Below are 15,139 nucleotides of genomic sequence, written 5' to 3'. Positions count from 1 at the left end.
CGGACCGCTCCGTCCCCGCACCCCATCCCCCTTCCATCCCCATTCCCACAGTTGAACGACACCCGAGACCACCGAGGAGGTGGCAGCACATGACGACACAGAACCGCAGGACACGGGCCAGGACCGTGTCGCTGCGCACCGAGTCCGCAGCGACGTCGGTCCTGACCACGCACGGCGTGGTCGCGGCCTTCGCGCACCCGACGCCCCGCCACGGGGTCACGGGGTGGGCGTGCGAGGACGAGGACCCCGACCTCTTCTTCCCGACCGACGACGCCCGGCTCGCCGCGGCGCAGGCGGTCTGCGCGCCGTGTGCGCTCAGGGACACCTGCCTGGGCCTCGGGACCGCACGCGCCGAGAGCGGCGTGTGGGGCGGTGTCCTCCTCGCCGAGGGGACCCCCCTGGACGCGGTCCCCACCAGGGGCAGGCCCAGGAAGACGGCCGCGGCCTGACGACGTCTGCACCACGTCGTCGGGTCGCGGCCCGCCACCTCCCCGTACCTCAGCTGGAGAGAGGGCCCGGTCGCGAGCCGGGACGTCGGACGTTCGAGTCGTCCCGGGGAGACCAGCACCACCAGCAGGACACCAGCACCTCACCACCGCCGAAGGAGGCGAACCACCATGACCACCACGACGAGCACCCCCGGAGCCGACGCCTCCGGATTCCCGACGACGCTCCCCGGCGCCGTCGCCGACACCCTCATGTGGGCCGACCCGCAGGACGTCGAGCCCGCAGCGCTCGAGCAGCTCCGCACGATCTCGCGGCTGCCCTGGGTGCACGGTCTGCGCGTCATGCCCGACGTGCACCTCGGCAAGGGCGCCACGGTCGGCTCCGTCGTCGCGATGCGTGACGCGGTGTCGCCGGCGGCCGTCGGCGTCGACATCGGCTGCGGCATGACCGCCGTCCGCACCGACCTGACCACCGAGGACCTCCCCGAGGACCTCCCCGAGGACCTCCGGTCGCTCCGCCACGCGGTGGAGCGCGCGGTCCCGGTCGGGTTCCACGCCCACGACGTCGCCCCCGACGTCGACCGCCTCGGCCTCGGCCGGGGACGCACGGACGGGCGCGGGACGGCCTGGGACTGGCGCGGCTTCTGGGCGGGGTTCCGCGGGCTCCACGACGCGGTGCAGGACCGCGAGGCCAAGGCCATGAAGCAGATGGGCACGCTCGGCGGTGGCAACCACTTCATCGAGGTGACGTCCGACGACACCGGGCGCGTCTGGCTCATGCTGCACTCCGGGTCGCGCAACATCGGCAAGGAGCTGGCGGAGCGCCACATCGCGGCCGCGAAGGGTCTGGACCACAACCTGGACCTGCCCGACCGCGACCTCGCGGTGTTCCTCGCCGGCACCCCGCAGATGGACGCGTACCTGCGCGACCTGTACTGGGCGCAGGACTACGCGGCCCGCAACCGCGCGGTCATGATGGCGCTCGTCCGCGAGGTCGTCTCGACCTGGTTCGGTCGCGCCGGCCGCGAGGTCGGGTACGACCGCGAGATCTCCTGCCACCACAACTACGTGGCGCAGGAGCGGTACGACGACGTGGACCTGGTCGTCACCCGCAAGGGAGCGATCCGGGCAGGCCGCGGCGACCTGGGGCTCATCCCCGGGTCGATGGGGACGGGGTCGTGCGTCGTGCGGGGGCTCGGCGACGAGCGCAGCTACTGCTCGGCCTCGCACGGGGCGGGACGCACGATGTCGCGCACCCGGGCCCGCAAGACCTTCACCATCGACGACCTGGCCCGCCAGACGTCGGGGGTGGAGTGTCGCAAGGACGCGGGGGTGCTCGACGAGATCCCCGCGGCCTACAAGGACCTCGAGTCCGTCATCGCGGCGCAGACCGACCTCGTGTCGGTCGAGGCGCGGCTCACCACGCTGCTGTGCGTGAAGGGCTGAGCCACGCCGCCGGCGGACGCGAGCGCAGGGGCCGGCCGGCATCGGACCGGTCGGCCCCGGGGTCTCGACCCGAGCTCGCCGCGACGACCGCCGTCACCAGGTGTCGACGGTGCGTCCCGACCCGACGAGCCGTCCGTCGCGCACAGCCGCGTCGACCAGCCGCACCAGCAACCCCCGCGTCTCGGCAGGGTCGATCACGTCGTCGAGCTCGGCGTGCCGTGCGACGTTCAGGGCTCCGGAGTGGGCCTGCGCCAGCGCGGTCAGCTCGCGCACGGTGCGCTCACGCTCCGCCTCGTCCTCGATGGCCTCGAGCTCCTTGCGCATCGACAGCCGCACGGCTCCCTCGAGCCCCATGGCGCCGAGGTGGGCTCCGGGCCAGGCCACGGTCATGAGCGGCTCGTGCAGTCCTCCGCCGAGCATGGCCTGCGCGCCGAGGCCGTAGGCCCGGCGCAGGACCACGCCGATCATCGGCACCTGCAGCGACGCCCCGGCCACCAGGAGCCGCGACGTGTGGCGCACCAGACCGGTGCGCTCGGCCTCGGGGCCGACCATCATCCCGGGGGTGTCGACGAACGAGACGACCGGGAACCCGTGCGCGTCGCACAGCTGGAGGAAGCGGGCCGCCTTGTCGCCGGCGTCGGCGGTGACGGCCCCGGCGACGTGCCGCGTGTCGTTGGCCAGGACGCCGACCGTGCGCCCCTCCAGGCGGGCCAGCGCCGTGCACAGCTCGGGGGCGAAGCCCGGCCGCAGCGGCAGGACGCTGTCGTCGTCGAAGATCGTCTCGAGGATCGGCGCCAGGTCGTAGGCACGTCGCTCGCCCTCGGGCACCGCGTCCCGCAGCAGGGTCTGGTCTGCGGCGGACCAGTCCTGGCGGGGACCCAGGAAGTAGCCCAGGAGGTCGCGAGCCACCTCGGCCGCCTCGTCGTCGTCGGCCACGACGTCGACCACCCCGTTCGCCGTCATCACGTCGAGGGGGCCGACGTCGGCCGCGGCCACCTCGCCGAGGCCACCGCCGGAGATCATCGCCGGACCGCCCATCCCCAGGGATGCGCGGGACGTGGCGACCACCAGGTCGGCGCAGCCCGCCACCACGGCGTTGCCGGCGAAGCAGTTGTCGTCGACCACGGCGACGCGGGGGACCCGGCCCGACAACCTGGCCCACGCGGCGAAGGTGGTCACGTCGAGCGCGGAGACCAGGGGGATGTCGGTGTCGCCCGGCCGGCCCCCGCCGCCCGAGGCGAAGAAGACCGTCGGCAGGCCGAGCCGGGCGACGACGTCGAGGAGCCGGTCCGTCTTGGCGTGGCCGCGCATCCCCTGGGTGCCGGCCATCACGAGGTAGTCGTAGGACAGCACGGCGCAGGCTCGGCCGTCGACCGTGGCGAGACCGCCGACGATCCCGTCGGCGACGGTGCGGTCGAGCAGGTCGTCGTCGCTGCGGCGGTCGCTCTGCGCCGCCGTGACGAAGCGGCCGTACTCCACGAAGCTGCCGGGGTCGACGAGGGCGGCCACGTTCTCGCGGGCCGTGCGCCCGCCGCGCGCGTGCAGCCGCTCCACCGCCTCGGGGCGTGCCGCGTCCTCGGTGAGGGCGCGTCGGGCCAGCAGCTCCAGCAGCTCGGGTCGGATGTCCACGGCCCGATCCTGCCCCACCACGGCTCAGCCGGCGTCGAGCCGCTCGCGTGCTGCGTCGTGCAGACGCACGATCTCGCGTCGCAGGTCCGCACGCTCGACCGCGCGCTCGGTCCAGGGGACCCTCACCGGAACGGGCACGCCGTCGACCACCGCGCTCCAGTCGCCTCCGTCGGCGTCGAGCCCGGTCATGGTCGCCGACGTCGCGCGCCGGACGGCGTGGCCCTGCACGATGGTGAGGCTGTCGTCGCGGTGGTCGGCGTTCATGTGCTCGAGCACCGCCGCCACGACCTCGGGTCCGAAGGCGGTCATGGGAGTTCTCCTGTTCTCGTCCCGGCAGCAGCCGCGACCCTGTCGTGGACGAGGCGCAGGGCGGAGGCGTCGGCCGTGTCCGTGCGGTCCTCGTGGGTCAGCCAGTCCATCAGGGGAGCGGAGCTGGGGGCGACGCCGGACCGGACGTCGGCCACCGCCGCCGCGACCAGCCGCCCGGTCGGTGCCGTCGGCGATGCGACCACGGTCTCCCGGACCCAGGTCTCCGCCTGCTCCAGCAGGTCGTCGTCCACCGCGGCGCGTCGACGGGCCTCGAGGACGGTGAGCGCGTGGGGGAGGGAGCCGACCGCGAGCCCCGCCCCGCCGAGCTGGTCGACCATCGTGGCGAGGTGGCGCTCCATGAGCCAGGTCGGCATGCCGCGGTGGGTCAGCATGGTGCTGAGCCAGGTCACCTGGTGCGCCGCCGTCTCGCGCGGCGCATCGGCCAGGTGGGCGATCCAGGCGGAGTCCGAGACCGAGAACTGCGCGCCGCGGCGACCGTAGCGGTCCCGGTAGTAGGGAGCTGCTCCGTACGACAGCGTCGCGGCCCGGGTCGCGGTGCGGAGCACGTCCAGGTCGGTGGCGACGTGATGGCCGCCCGTGGCGGGATTGAGCATCGTCGCGTCCGCCTTCCAGTCGGGGCCGGGCCTGGAGAGTGCCAGGGCGATCGACTGTCGGAGCTGGACCAGGAGCGCACCGAGGTCGGAGTCCCGCGGCCCCGCCAGACCGTCCGTCACGGCGGCACGCAGCGTCTGCGTGTCGCGGGACCCGACGAGGTCCGCCACTCGCTCGACGCCCACGACGGCGGCCACGAGCGCGGGATCGGTGTGTCGTCCTGCCGACGTCCGTGCGCACTGATCGAGCAGCAGCGCGACGGCGTCCTGCGCCGGGCCGGGCGCGGCGTCCTCGGGGAGGCTGGGCTCTCCACCGGTCTGGGGCGTGGTCACGGATCGATCGTGCCAAACCGGTCAGGCGTCGGGGGCGAGCGGTGCGCGAAGGGGTCCTGCGGCCAGACGCCGCATCACGTCGCGTCCGACCTCGCTCGCGGTCCGTCCGTCCCCGGGTTGCTCGTCGGTCTTGAGGAGCACGTAGATCGCGAGCCAGGCCGTGGCGCCCACGGCGAGGTCGTCGGGTTCGACCCCGTGACGTGCGGCCAGCGCCTCGCACAGTCGCTCCTGGGACTCCGCGAGCCACTCCATGACACGACCGCGGACCCGTGCGTTGGTGGCGACGAGCTCCTGGAACCGGTCGGCGTGTCGGTTGGCGCGTCGAGTGTGCTCGAGGAAGGCCGTGAGGGCGTGGCCGAGCGAGAGCTCCGGGTCCTCGTCGTCCGGACGGGCGGCCAACGCGTCGGCCATGAGACCGGGGTCGCCGAGGAACGCCGTGGCGAGCTGCTCCTTCGAGGGGAAGTAGCGGTACACGGTCGAGATGCCGACCTCGGCCTCGTGCGCGACGTCCTCCATGGTCGTGGCGTCGTAGCCGCGGTCGACGAACAGGGCCATCGCGGTCTCGGCGAGCAGCTCTCGCGTCCGTGTGGCATTCATCTCACGCAGCCCCATGGCAGGAGAATAGCCCGAACCGGGTGTTCGTGCGAAGATGGGAGAAACTTTCAGTACGAGGTTTCGGGCCCCGCCCGAGAGAGGGGCGCTCATGGCCTGGCACCTGTACCGGCTCGGTCGGTGGAGCTTCCGGCGACGGTTCCGGGTGATCGGCGTGTGGGTCACGCTGCTCGCGCTCGGCGGCGTGGGGGCCCTCACCCTCTCGGGGCCGACGTCGAACTCCTTCGAGCTGCCCAACACCGAGTCCAGTCGTGCGTTCGACCTGATCAAGGACCGCAGCCCCGACGCCTCGACCGACGGCGCGATCGCGCGGATCGTGGCGCAGGCTCCCTCGGGCGGATCGATGACCGACGCGGACGCGAAGCAGGCGTTCGCCTCCGCGCTCGAGGTCGCCCAGACCGACCACGTGGCCGCGGTGGCCGAGCCCTACACGTCGGGAACGGTCTCCCAGGACGGTCGTACCGCGTACGCCACGGTGACCTACGACCGCCAGGCCGGTGAGCTCACCGACGCCGATCGCGGTGCGCTGCAGAAGGCCGCCGAGGCGCTGGAGGGCGACGGGTACTCCACCGTGGTGGGTGGCGACGCGACGGGCGTGACCACCAGCGGCGGGCACCTCGCCGAGGCGGTCGGCATCGTGATCGCGTTCGTCGTCCTGCTCATCACCTTCGGCTCGCTCGTGGCCGCCGGCATGCCGCTGCTCACCGCGGTCGTCGGCGTCGGGATCGGACTCCTGGGCGTGACGACGCTGTCCGGCTTCGTCGAGCTGTCCTCCGTCACCCCCGCGCTGGCCAGCATGCTCGGCCTGGCCGTGGGGATCGACTACGCGCTGTTCATCATGTCGCGGTTCAAGCACGAGGTGCAGGCCGGTCGCAGCCACGAGGAGGCGGCCGCGATCGCCACCGGGACCGCCGGCTCCGCGGTGGTCTTCGCCGGCCTCACCGTCGTGATCGCGCTGACCGGTCTGTCCATCACCGGCATCTCCTTCCTCACGCAGATGGGTCTGGCGGCTGCCGTCACGGTGGCCCTCGCGGTGCTCATCGCCCTGACCCTCCTCCCGGCCCTGCTCTCGTTCGCGGGACGTCGGGTCACCTCGGGGCGGATCCCCGGTCTGAAGCAGCGCGACACCGAGAGCGACGGCGTCCGCACCAACGGCCGCCGCTGGGTCGAGCTCGTGACCCGCTTCCGCTGGCCGGCCCTCGTGCTCGGCCTGGCCGCCGCCGTCGTGCTCTCGGTGCCGGTCGCCTCCATGCAGCTGGCCCTGCCCGACGACGGCACGAAGCCGCGCAGCACCGAGGCGCGCCAGGCCTACGACCGGATCTCCGAGAGCTTCGGTGCCGGGGCGAACGGGCCGCTCACGGTCGTCGTCGACACCCAGTGGGCGTCCGACCCGACCGCCGCGGTCGACACGGCGCTCGCGGCCGTCGGCTCGGTGGAGAAGGACGTCGCCGCCGTGGTGCCTCCGCTGACGGACCCGGACGACCCGGAGGCCGTGGCGCGGTACCAGGGCATGCTGAAGCAGCTCAAGTTCGCCGTGATCACCGTCGTCCCCGAGAGCGGGCCCTCGGACCAGGCCACCAAGGACCTGGTGACCGACCTGCGCGAGAGGCTCACCGACCTGGGCGACTCCGGTGCGAAGGCCTACGTGACGGGCCAGACCGCCGCGGGCGTCGACATCGCCGACACCCTCGCCGATGCGTTCCCCACCTACCTCCTGGTGGTGGTCGGTCTCGCGTTCCTGCTGCTGGTGCTCGTGTTCCGGTCCCTGCTCGTGCCGCTCAAGGCCACGGTGGGCTTCCTCGCATCGGTCGGCATCTCGCTCGGCGTGACCGTCGCGGTCTTCCAGTGGGGCTGGCTCCAGGGCCTCATCGGCCTGGACACCGAGGCGCCCGTCGTCTTCATCCTCCCGCTGCTGCTGACGGGCATCCTGTTCGGCCTGGCGATGGACTACGAGGTCTTCCTCGTCTCCCGGATGCGCGAGGAGTACGTGCACGGACGCGAGGCGCGCGAGGCGGTCGTGGTCGGCTTCCAGCACAGTGCTCGCGTGGTGACGGCAGCGGCCCTGATCATGATCGGCGTGTTCGCCGGCTTCGTCGGCGGGTCGGACCCGATCATCAAGACCATCGGCTTCGCGCTCGCGATCGGGGTGCTCGCGGACGCGTTCCTGGTGCGGATGCTGCTGGTGCCGGCCCTCATGTCGATCGTCGGTCGGCGGATGTGGTGGCTCCCTCGCTGGTTGGACCGCAGCCTGCCGAACCTCGACATCGAGGGGGAGGGCCTCACGGCTCGGCTGCGTGCCGAGCGGGAGTCGGCGCCCCAGCGCTAGGAACGACGCTGCAGGGCCTCGCCCATCGCCTCCACCAGGGCGGTGAGGCCCTGCAGGGGACGCACCATCACGGTGAACTCGACGAGTCGCCCCTCGCCGTCCCAACGCATCAGGTCGATGCCGTGCACCTGCTTGCCGCCGACCACGGTGGTGAACTCGAGCATCGCGGAGTCCTCGCCGACGAGCTCGCGGTGGTAGGTGAGGCCCGGGCCGAGGACGAGGAGTGCCGCGGTCAGGTAGGCGGTGGTGAGCGCCTTGCCCTCCTGGGGCGTGTGCACGGCGGGGGAGCGGAACACCACGTGGTCGGCGAGCAGGTCGTCGAGCCGGTCGAGGTCCTGGGTGCGCACGACGTCGTGCCAGGCCCGGACCGGGGCGGGACGGGGGTCGGTCATGGTTCCTCCTGTGGTCGAGGTGCCGCTGTGGTCTGCCTCACCTCGGCATGACGAGGCTCGGGAGCCACGCTAGGCTGTGGCCCAGACTATGCAATGAGTTGCATAGTACGCGAGACGATCACCCGATCGATGCTCGCTCCGGACGAAACGAGGAGACCCGCCGTGGCCCTGCCCGAGATCCTGCGCCGACCCCTGGCCCTTCCTGTCGTGGCCTCCCCGATGTTCATCGTGTCGGGCCCGGAGATGGTGGTCGCCCAGTGCACCTCCGGCGTGATCGGCTCGTTCCCCGCGCTCAACGCGCGCCCGGCGTCGCTGCTGACCGACTGGCTCAGCCAGATCAACGAGCAGAACGACGCGTTCGCGGCCGCGCACCCCGACCGGCCGGTCGCGCCGTTCGCCGTGAACCAGATCGTGCACCGGTCGAACGACCGGCTCGACCACGACCTGCAGCAGTGCGTGGACCACCAGGTGCCGATCGTCATCACCTCGCTCGGCGCTCGTGAGGACGTCAACGAGGCGATCCACTCCTACGGCGGCATCGTGCTGCACGACGTCATCAACGACCGCTTCGCGCACAAGGCGATCGAGAAGGGGGCGGACGGCCTCATCGCCGTGGCCGCGGGGGCCGGTGGCCACGCCGGGACGCAGTCGCCCTTCGCGCTCGTCCGCGAGATCCGGCAGTGGTTCGACGGACCCGTGCTGCTGTCCGGCGCGATCGCCCACGGACGCTCGATCCTGGCGGCCCAGGTCGCCGGCGCCGACCTCGCCTACGTGGGCAGCGCGTTCCTGTCCACCGACGAGGCGAACGCGGCCCAGGAGTACAAGGACATGATCGTGGGCTCCTCGGCGGCCGACATCGTCTACAGCAACCTCTTCACCGGGGTCCACGGCAACTACCTGCGCGGCAGCATCGTCGCGGCAGGGCTCGACCCCGACGCGCTCCCGGAGTCCGACCCGTCGGCGATGGACTTCGGGACCGGGGGCGACGACAGCCAGCCCAAGGCCAAGGCCTGGCGCGACATCTGGGGCTCGGGCCAGGGCATCGGCGCCATCGGTCGGCGCCAGTCGGTGTCCGCGCTCGTGGAGCAGCTGCGGGCCGAGTACGACGAGGCGCTGGCGGCCCCGGTGTGGGACGGCCGGCGCGAGCTCAGCCTCACGCCCGCCTGATCCGGCTCCGGGTCCGACCCGGCACCCGAGCCCACCCGTCAGTCGGCGGCGGGTGGTCGCCAGCACACCGCGAGCATCGCGGCGCTGCCGGCGATCCCCACGCCGAGGACGGCCAGCCCGATCGGCCAGCCGTCGGCCACGGTGCCGACGGCGTGGTCGACCGACCACCGGCCTGGCCCGAGCGTGGCGAGCGCCGTGAGCGCCACGGCGACGAGCAGCACGTACTCGTAGCCCTCCTTGATGATGAAGAAGCCGTTCCGGCGGTGCACCGTGACGAACGCCGTCGTCATGATCCCGACGCCGGCGGCCGCCGCGAAGGGGGTGGCCAGGCCGGCGAGCAGGGCGAGCCCGACGGCGATCTCCAGGTAGCTCGACACGGCGGCCTGCAGGCGCGGCGGACGCAGGCCGATGCTGTCGAACCAGCCGGCGGTGCCGTCGAGCCCGCCGGGTCCGAAGCCGTGGTTCCAGCCGTGCGCGACGAAGACGGCGCCGAGGGTGGCGCGGAGCAGGGCGGAGGCGACGTCGAGGTCCATGTCCCGATGATGCCGCCCGCGAGGCTCGCTCGGCGAGTAGGGAGGTCAGCCGGCGAGGCCGGCGGCGACGGGCGCGGCGCCGCGCCCGTCCAGGACCTCGGGCTGGGCGTGGTCGAGCCGTCGGGACCGGGGATCGACGAGCCGGACGATGCCGCGGCCACGGATGGCATCGGCCAGGTTGTCGGACTCGATCGCGACGACGTGGCCGTGCCCCGTCGTGCTGCCGAGCGCCCGCAGGCCCGGTCGGTCGAGTGCGCCGATCGCCTCGACGACGGCGCGCAGGGCGGCGGCGTCTCGGACGAGGTGGAAGGTGACGGTGGCGGTGAGGGCGTCCGCGCTCGACATGATCGTGTGCTCCTGGGGTCTGATCGGGAAGGGACTCCCAAAGTAGGACAGAACTTGTTCAGTCGCACGCCGAGATGAACAAGTTCAGGACCTGTGCGTGGTGCGGCGTCATCGACCCGATGGACCCCGGTGGGAGGCGGCCTTGGGAGACTGGGGGTGTGGACGAGGCCGAGCCGGACTGGGAGCCGCACGCACGGGTGGTGGTGCCGTGGCGCCAGCAGGTCGAGCGTGGGCCACGGGCGGACCGCCTCCTGCGCGAGATCGAGGTGCGTGAGCCCCCGCGGATCGCTGGGGCGGACTACGACGCGGACCGGCCGCTCGCCTCGTCGATGGCCAACGCCCTGGCGGGCCTGCGCCAGCTCGACGGCAGCCACGGGCGTCGCCTGAGGGCGCTCAACCGGCTGCTGCTGCGCACGGAGTCGGTCGCGTCCTCCAAGATCGAGAACATCGAGGCCAGCCTGGCCGACTACGGCAAGGCCGTGCTCGGCGCGCGCTCCAGCGCCTCCGCCGTGTCGATGGCGGCTGCCACCGACGCCCTCACCGGCATCATCACGCAGGCCGAGGTGAGCGGCGTGCTGGGACAGCGGTCCATGCAGGACGCCCACGCCGTCCTGTTCCGGCGCAGCATCGACCAGCAGCACAACGCCGGTCGCTTCCGCACGGTGCAGAACTGGATCGGCGGCAGCGACTACACGCCGCGCAACGCGCTCTACGTGCCTCCGCCCCCTGCACTCGTGCCGGAGCTTCTGGAGGACCTGTTCGCGTTCGCCAACCGCGACGACGTCCCCGTGCTCGTGCAGGCCGCCGTCGCGCACGCCCAGTTCGAGTCGATCCACCCGTTCGTGGACGGCAACGGCCGCATCGGTCGCACCCTGATCCACGCTGTGCTGCGCCGCCGACGCGTCACGACGCACCTCACCGTGCCGATCGCGTCGGCGCTCGTCGCCCATCGCGAGAAGTACTTCGACGCGCTCGGCGACTACCGCGAGGGGCAGGCGCGCCCGATCATCGCGATGCTCACCGGTGCCGTCATCGTGGCGACCCACGAGAGCCGGCGCACGGCGACCGCGCTCCACGAGATCCGCCAGGACTGGGACCAGCGGCTCGGTCCGGTGCGCCGCGGCTCGCCCGTGCACCGGGTCCTCGTCTCGCTGCCGGAGTTCCCCACCGTCACCGTGACCGAGCTGGCCGAGCGGCTCGACCTCGACCTCGAGGAGAGCGCCGCCGCCGTGGACGTGCTGCGCGCCGCCGACGTCCTGGTGCCTGCGAGCAGAGGGGTGACGGACCGCGTCTCGGGCCGCGGTGCGGACCGGGTGTGGTCGGCTCGGGACATCCTCGACGAGCTCACCGACCTCAACGACCGGATCGTGGCCGTCAGCCGTCTGCGCGACCGCTGAGCCTCCGGTCGCGTGCGGCGCGCTGAGCGGTCAGGATGGACGGAAGGGTGCCGCCCGGCCTCGACGGCCGGGTCCGTGGCGCATCCGGACGCACGACCCGACGACGGAGGTACGCATGAGCGAGCACCAGCCAGGCCGTGAGGTCGACGCCGACGACCCCGGAGTGCCGAACGACCCGCCCGGTCCCGACGTCCCGGAGCCCTCGGAGGGGTCGCTGGCCCCCGACGTGCCCTCCCCGCCGGAGGTCGACCAGCCCGAGGGGGTCAAGGGTGTCGACGGTGCCGATCCCGATCGGGAGGGCGACGCGGACGAGTCGGCGGACAGCGGCGACGAGGACGGCGAGACCGAGACGCCCCCGGGCGCGGGTGCCACGCACGAGGCCGACGTCGAGAAGCCGGACTGACGGACGCCCCGCCGGGGCGGGACGCCTCAGCCGTCGCTCGGCCCGGGGCGACGGCGTGCGCGCTTGACGTCGCCCCGGCGCTTCTTCGCGTCGATGCGGCGTTGCTGCGAGCCGCGGGTCGGCCGCGTGGCGCGGCGGGGGCGTGGAGGGACGATCGCGGCGGCCACGACCTGCTCCAGCCGTACGCGAGCGGCTTCGCGGTTGCGGTGCTGCGAGCGGTACTGCGACGAGGCGATCGTCAGCGTGCCGTCGACGAGGCGCGTGCGCAGCCGCTCGAGCGCCTGGGCGCGTTGGGTGGCCGACAGCGCCGAGCTGGAGGCGAGGTCCCAGCTGACCTCGACACGGGTGTCGCTGGTGTTGACGTGCTGACCACCGGGTCCCGACGAACGGCTGAACCTCCAGCGCAGCTCGTCGTCGGGTACCCGGAACCGGTCGTGACGGCCCGGGGCGTGCTCAGGCATCGTCGTCGGCGAGGACGCGGTAGAGCGCCTTGCGGGCGTCGTCGACGACCGCGATCGTCCTCTGGTGCTGTGCGGCGTCGCCCGTGCGGACGACCTGCTGCCACGCGGCCATGAAGCTGCCGAGCGACTCGCGCAGCTCGCGCGCTGCCTGCGGGCGTCCTCCTCGGACCTCCCAGGGAGTGCCGAGCCGAGTGCGGTGCTCCTCGACGTGGGCCCGTCCGGTCTCGGTCAGGCTCGCGGTCTTGCGACCGTCGACCTTCTCGATCTCGATGAGACCCTCGTCCTCCAGCTGCTGGAGCACCGGGTAGACGGAGCCGGGGCTGGGTGTCCAGCTCCCGTCGCTCCTGGCGCCGATCTCGGTGATGAGGTCGTAGCCGTGGCGTGGCTGCTCGTCCAGGAGCAGCAGCACGGCGGCGCGGACGTCGCCGCCTCGCTGGCGTCGGCCCCGGCGTCCGGGCCCGTCCGTGGACGGGTCGGCGCCGAAGGGTGGCGGGCCGCCCAGGCTCCAGTCGGGTCCGGGGCCGCGGCGACCCCGACGCCGGTCCCGCGGATCTTCACGGCGGCGGTCGGGGCTGTGGTGGTGATCGTGGTTCCTCATGGGAGCCTCCTCGGTCGTTCGATCGACGCCGGATCACGGGCCGATCGGTTGGTGATAGGTCAACGATATATCGATAACGTATCGACGTCAACCCACACCTGTCCAGCCGGACGCCGGCCGGGCACGGTCCGTCAGGGCGGGGGCGTGACGACGGAGCCGGGCTCGGGGCTCGGCGGCCGCGTGACGGCAGGGGTCGGTCAGCCGCCCGCGACGTAGGAGCTCAGCTGGTCGCGCTCGAACTCCAACTGCTCCATCCGGTGCTTCACGGCGTCGCCGATGCTCAGGACGCCCGCCAGCCGGTCGTCGACCACCACCGGCACGTGGCGCACGCGGTGCTCGGTCATGGTGGCCATGAGGGAGCCGAACGAGTCCTCGGGCGAGCACACGAGCACCTCGGTGGTCATGATCGAGGCTACGGTCGCCGACCGCGCGTCGGGCACGTGGCGCAGCTTGCGCACCACGTCGCGCTCGGAGACGATCCCGACCATCGTGGAGCCGTCCTCGCTCACCACCAGGGCGCCGACGTCGTGCGTCGCGAACGCCTCGAGCAGGTCCGAGACCGTGGCCTCGGGCGCGATCGTGTGGACGGTGGCGCTGCCCTTGGAGGACAGGACGTCGCTGACTCGCATGGTGCCTCCTGGAGACTCCACGCCAGTGTAACGCGGGTCACACCGCAGGCCGCCACCCTCGACGGCGTGCGCCGGGACCGGGCCGCCGAAGGGCGCCGGACCTCCACCGGCCGCGGAGGTCAGGGTGCGTCGGGCGAGCCCCAGGGACGCGAGAAGTCCAGGCGGCGCACGGTGCCGGCAGTGCCGCCGCCGGCGTCCTCGGCGTCATCGTCCTCGGCGTCATCGTCCTCGACGCCGTCGAGGTCGGTGTCCTCGGCGTCGGGGAAGTGGCCGAGGTAGGCCATGGCGGCGTCGTGCAGGCGGCCGTTCGTCGAGATCGCGTTCGCGCCCCACGGGCCGTCGGAGCCGTCCAGCGACGTGAACCGTCCACCGGCCTCGCGCACGATGACGTCGAGGGCGGCCATGTCCCACAGCTTCAGCTCGGGCTCGGCCGCGATGTCGACGGCTCCCTCGGCGACCAGCATGTGCGACCAGAAGTCGCCGTAGCCGCGGGTCCGCCAGCACCGGCGCGCGAGCGCCCAGAACGCCTCGCCCTTGCCGATGTCCTCCCACGAGGGGGCCGAGCTGAACGACAGCGACGCCGACGACAGGTCGGAGACCTGCGAGCAGCGGATCTCGCGGGCGTGCATGAACGACTTGCCGGTGTAGGCGCCGGCGCCCTTCGAGGCCCACCAGCGTCGGCCCAGCGCCGGCGCCGAGACGAGGCCCACCACGATCTCGCCGTCCTCCTCCAGGGCGATGAGGGTGGCCCACACCGGGACCCCGCGCACGAAGTTGGACGTGCCGTCGATCGGGTCGATGATCCACCGGCGCTCCTGGGACCCGGTCGAGCCCAGCTGCTCGCCCTGCTCCTCGCCGAGCACCACGTCACGGGTGCGGGAGGACTTCAGCATGCGTCGGATGGTCTCCTCGACCGCCTGGTCGGACTCGGTCACGTAGCTCATGTCCGGCTTCGTCGACACCTCGAGGTCGATCGCGCCGAACCGGTCCATCGACAGGTTGTCGGCGGAGTCGGCCAGCACGTGCGCCAGCCGCACGTCGTCGTTCCAGGAGTGCGTCATGCTCGCAGGGTAACGGCGTGGTTCGCCGGGGTGGGGGAGGCACGGGGTGCTGCCGCACGTCGCGCCTGCGCGCGGCGAGGTGTCGAGCGGACGCGCGGCACGTACGGTGGCCCGATGGACCCCTCGACGTCCCGGGCCGCGTCGCCCGGTCGCGCCGGCCTCGCCGTCTCCGTCGTCCTGCTGCTCCTGTGGCCGTTCGGACCGTGGCTCGGCTTCTTCGGCTTCGTCACCGGACTCAGCCTGTTCGGGGAGTCGCCGAGCCCTGAGGAGCAGAGCCAGGGAGCGTTGCTCATGCTCGCCGGTGCGGCGATCTCGTGGGGCTTCCCCGCCCTCGTCCTCGTGCTCTCCGGTGGACGCCGCTGGATGCGGCGCGTCGCCGTGCTGGAGCTCGTGGCCGCCACCGTCGGCGTGGTCATCGCGCTCTGGCTCGGGAGCTTCTGA

Annotated in this window: 18 protein-coding genes and 1 tRNA gene; 8 read left to right on the top strand and 11 right to left on the bottom strand. The window is 72.8% G+C overall.

Annotation, left to right across the window (positions count from 1 at the left end; genetic code table 11):
- The first annotated feature begins 89 nt into the window (after nt 1-89).
- From ASF37_RS03415 to ASF37_RS03405, 3 genes are all read left to right on the top strand, one after another.
- On the top strand, nt 90-449 hold the full coding sequence (locus tag ASF37_RS03415) for a WhiB family transcriptional regulator (protein ID WP_055966767.1): 360 nt from the start codon (nt 90-92) through the stop codon (nt 447-449).
- A 38-nt stretch (nt 450-487) separates the two neighbouring features.
- Nucleotides 488-564, top strand: a tRNA-Arg gene (locus ASF37_RS03410).
- A 53-nt stretch (nt 565-617) separates the two neighbouring features.
- Complete coding sequence (locus tag ASF37_RS03405; RefSeq protein WP_082506353.1) at nt 618-1,892, top strand: RtcB family protein; 1,275 nt, start codon at nt 618-620, stop codon at nt 1,890-1,892.
- Between the two features lie 93 nt (nt 1,893-1,985).
- On the opposite strand, the gene ASF37_RS03400 is transcribed toward ASF37_RS03405, so the two are convergent.
- The 4 genes from ASF37_RS03400 to ASF37_RS03385 are packed head-to-tail and all read right to left on the bottom strand — an operon-like array spanning nt 1,986 to nt 5,386.
- Entirely contained in the window at nt 1,986-3,521 is a 1,536-nt protein-coding gene (locus tag ASF37_RS03400) for an acyl-CoA carboxylase subunit beta (protein ID WP_200931162.1), read from the bottom strand.
- Nucleotides 3,522-3,545: 24 nt separating this feature from the next.
- Nucleotides 3,546-3,830: a DUF2470 domain-containing protein gene (locus ASF37_RS03395; RefSeq protein WP_056553826.1), complete on the bottom strand. Its 285-nt coding sequence runs from the start codon at nt 3,828-3,830 to the stop codon at nt 3,546-3,548.
- Nucleotides 3,827-4,774 carry a hypothetical protein gene (locus tag ASF37_RS03390; protein WP_056579102.1) on the bottom strand — a complete coding sequence of 316 codons (948 nt, stop codon included), beginning with the start codon at nt 4,772-4,774 and terminating at the stop codon, nt 3,827-3,829. The genes ASF37_RS03395 and ASF37_RS03390 overlap by 4 nt, the downstream gene beginning before the upstream one ends.
- 21 nt (nt 4,775-4,795) lie before the next feature.
- On the bottom strand, nt 4,796-5,386 hold the full coding sequence (locus ASF37_RS03385) for a TetR/AcrR family transcriptional regulator (protein WP_055966776.1): 591 nt from the start codon (nt 5,384-5,386) through the stop codon (nt 4,796-4,798).
- 91 nt (nt 5,387-5,477) lie between these two features.
- On the opposite strand from ASF37_RS03385, the gene ASF37_RS03380 reads away from it, so the two are divergent.
- Entirely contained in the window at nt 5,478-7,712 is a 2,235-nt protein-coding gene (locus tag ASF37_RS03380) for an MMPL family transporter (protein WP_055966778.1), read from the top strand.
- On the opposite strand, the gene ASF37_RS03375 is transcribed toward ASF37_RS03380, so the two are convergent.
- Nucleotides 7,709-8,104: a nuclear transport factor 2 family protein gene (locus tag ASF37_RS03375; RefSeq protein WP_056579101.1), complete on the bottom strand. Its 396-nt coding sequence runs from the start codon at nt 8,102-8,104 to the stop codon at nt 7,709-7,711. The two genes, ASF37_RS03380 and ASF37_RS03375, sit on opposite strands and share 4 nt — an antisense overlap.
- 162 nt (nt 8,105-8,266) lie before the next feature.
- Here ASF37_RS03375 and ASF37_RS03370 point away from each other — a divergent pair, with 162 nt between their 5' ends.
- Nucleotides 8,267-9,271 (top strand): nitronate monooxygenase family protein, encoded by a 1,005-nt coding sequence (locus ASF37_RS03370; protein ID WP_055966782.1) that lies wholly within the window; start codon nt 8,267-8,269, stop codon nt 9,269-9,271.
- A gap of 38 nt (nt 9,272-9,309) precedes the next feature.
- Here ASF37_RS03370 and ASF37_RS03365 read toward each other — a convergent pair whose 3' ends face one another.
- Nucleotides 9,310-9,804: a DoxX family protein gene (locus ASF37_RS03365; protein ID WP_056579100.1), complete on the bottom strand. Its 495-nt coding sequence runs from the start codon at nt 9,802-9,804 to the stop codon at nt 9,310-9,312.
- A 45-nt stretch (nt 9,805-9,849) separates the two neighbouring features.
- On the bottom strand, nt 9,850-10,149 hold the full coding sequence (locus ASF37_RS03360) for a hypothetical protein (protein ID WP_056579099.1): 300 nt from the start codon (nt 10,147-10,149) through the stop codon (nt 9,850-9,852).
- A 158-nt stretch (nt 10,150-10,307) separates the two neighbouring features.
- On the opposite strand from ASF37_RS03360, the gene ASF37_RS03355 reads away from it, so the two are divergent.
- Both ASF37_RS03355 and ASF37_RS03350 read left to right on the top strand, forming a co-directional pair.
- Nucleotides 10,308-11,546: a Fic family protein gene (locus ASF37_RS03355; RefSeq protein WP_235492929.1), complete on the top strand. Its 1,239-nt coding sequence runs from the start codon at nt 10,308-10,310 to the stop codon at nt 11,544-11,546.
- A gap of 115 nt (nt 11,547-11,661) precedes the next feature.
- Nucleotides 11,662-11,949, top strand: a complete 288-nt coding sequence (locus ASF37_RS03350) for a hypothetical protein (protein ID WP_055966789.1) — start codon at nt 11,662-11,664, stop codon at nt 11,947-11,949.
- A 26-nt stretch (nt 11,950-11,975) separates the two neighbouring features.
- Here ASF37_RS03350 and arfB read toward each other — a convergent pair whose 3' ends face one another.
- The 4 genes from arfB to ASF37_RS03330 all read right to left on the bottom strand — a co-directional run bounded on the left by arfB (nt 11,976) and on the right by ASF37_RS03330 (nt 14,698).
- On the bottom strand, nt 11,976-12,410 hold the full coding sequence (gene arfB, locus ASF37_RS03345; RefSeq protein ID WP_056553844.1) for an alternative ribosome rescue aminoacyl-tRNA hydrolase ArfB: 435 nt from the start codon (nt 12,408-12,410) through the stop codon (nt 11,976-11,978).
- Nucleotides 12,403-13,008 carry a PadR family transcriptional regulator gene (locus ASF37_RS03340; protein WP_056576641.1) on the bottom strand — a complete coding sequence of 202 codons (606 nt, stop codon included), beginning with the start codon at nt 13,006-13,008 and terminating at the stop codon, nt 12,403-12,405. The genes arfB and ASF37_RS03340 overlap by 8 nt, the downstream gene beginning before the upstream one ends.
- Nucleotides 13,009-13,205: 197 nt before the next feature.
- On the bottom strand, nt 13,206-13,637 hold the full coding sequence (locus tag ASF37_RS03335) for a CBS domain-containing protein (protein WP_056553851.1): 432 nt from the start codon (nt 13,635-13,637) through the stop codon (nt 13,206-13,208).
- A gap of 119 nt (nt 13,638-13,756) precedes the next feature.
- A complete protein-coding gene (locus ASF37_RS03330; RefSeq protein ID WP_056553854.1) occupies nt 13,757-14,698 on the bottom strand; it encodes an inositol monophosphatase family protein in 942 nt (313 codons plus the stop codon).
- Nucleotides 14,699-14,812: 114 nt separating this feature from the next.
- On the opposite strand from ASF37_RS03330, the gene ASF37_RS03325 reads away from it, so the two are divergent.
- Entirely contained in the window at nt 14,813-15,139 is a 327-nt protein-coding gene (locus tag ASF37_RS03325; protein ID WP_056553857.1) for a hypothetical protein, read from the top strand.

This window comes from Aeromicrobium sp. Leaf289, from assembly GCF_001423335.1.
Classification (GTDB): Bacteria; Actinomycetota; Actinomycetes; order Propionibacteriales; family Nocardioidaceae; genus Aeromicrobium.
Note: the sequence above shows the minus strand (reverse complement) of the source record. Positions and strands in the feature narration are given on the sequence as shown.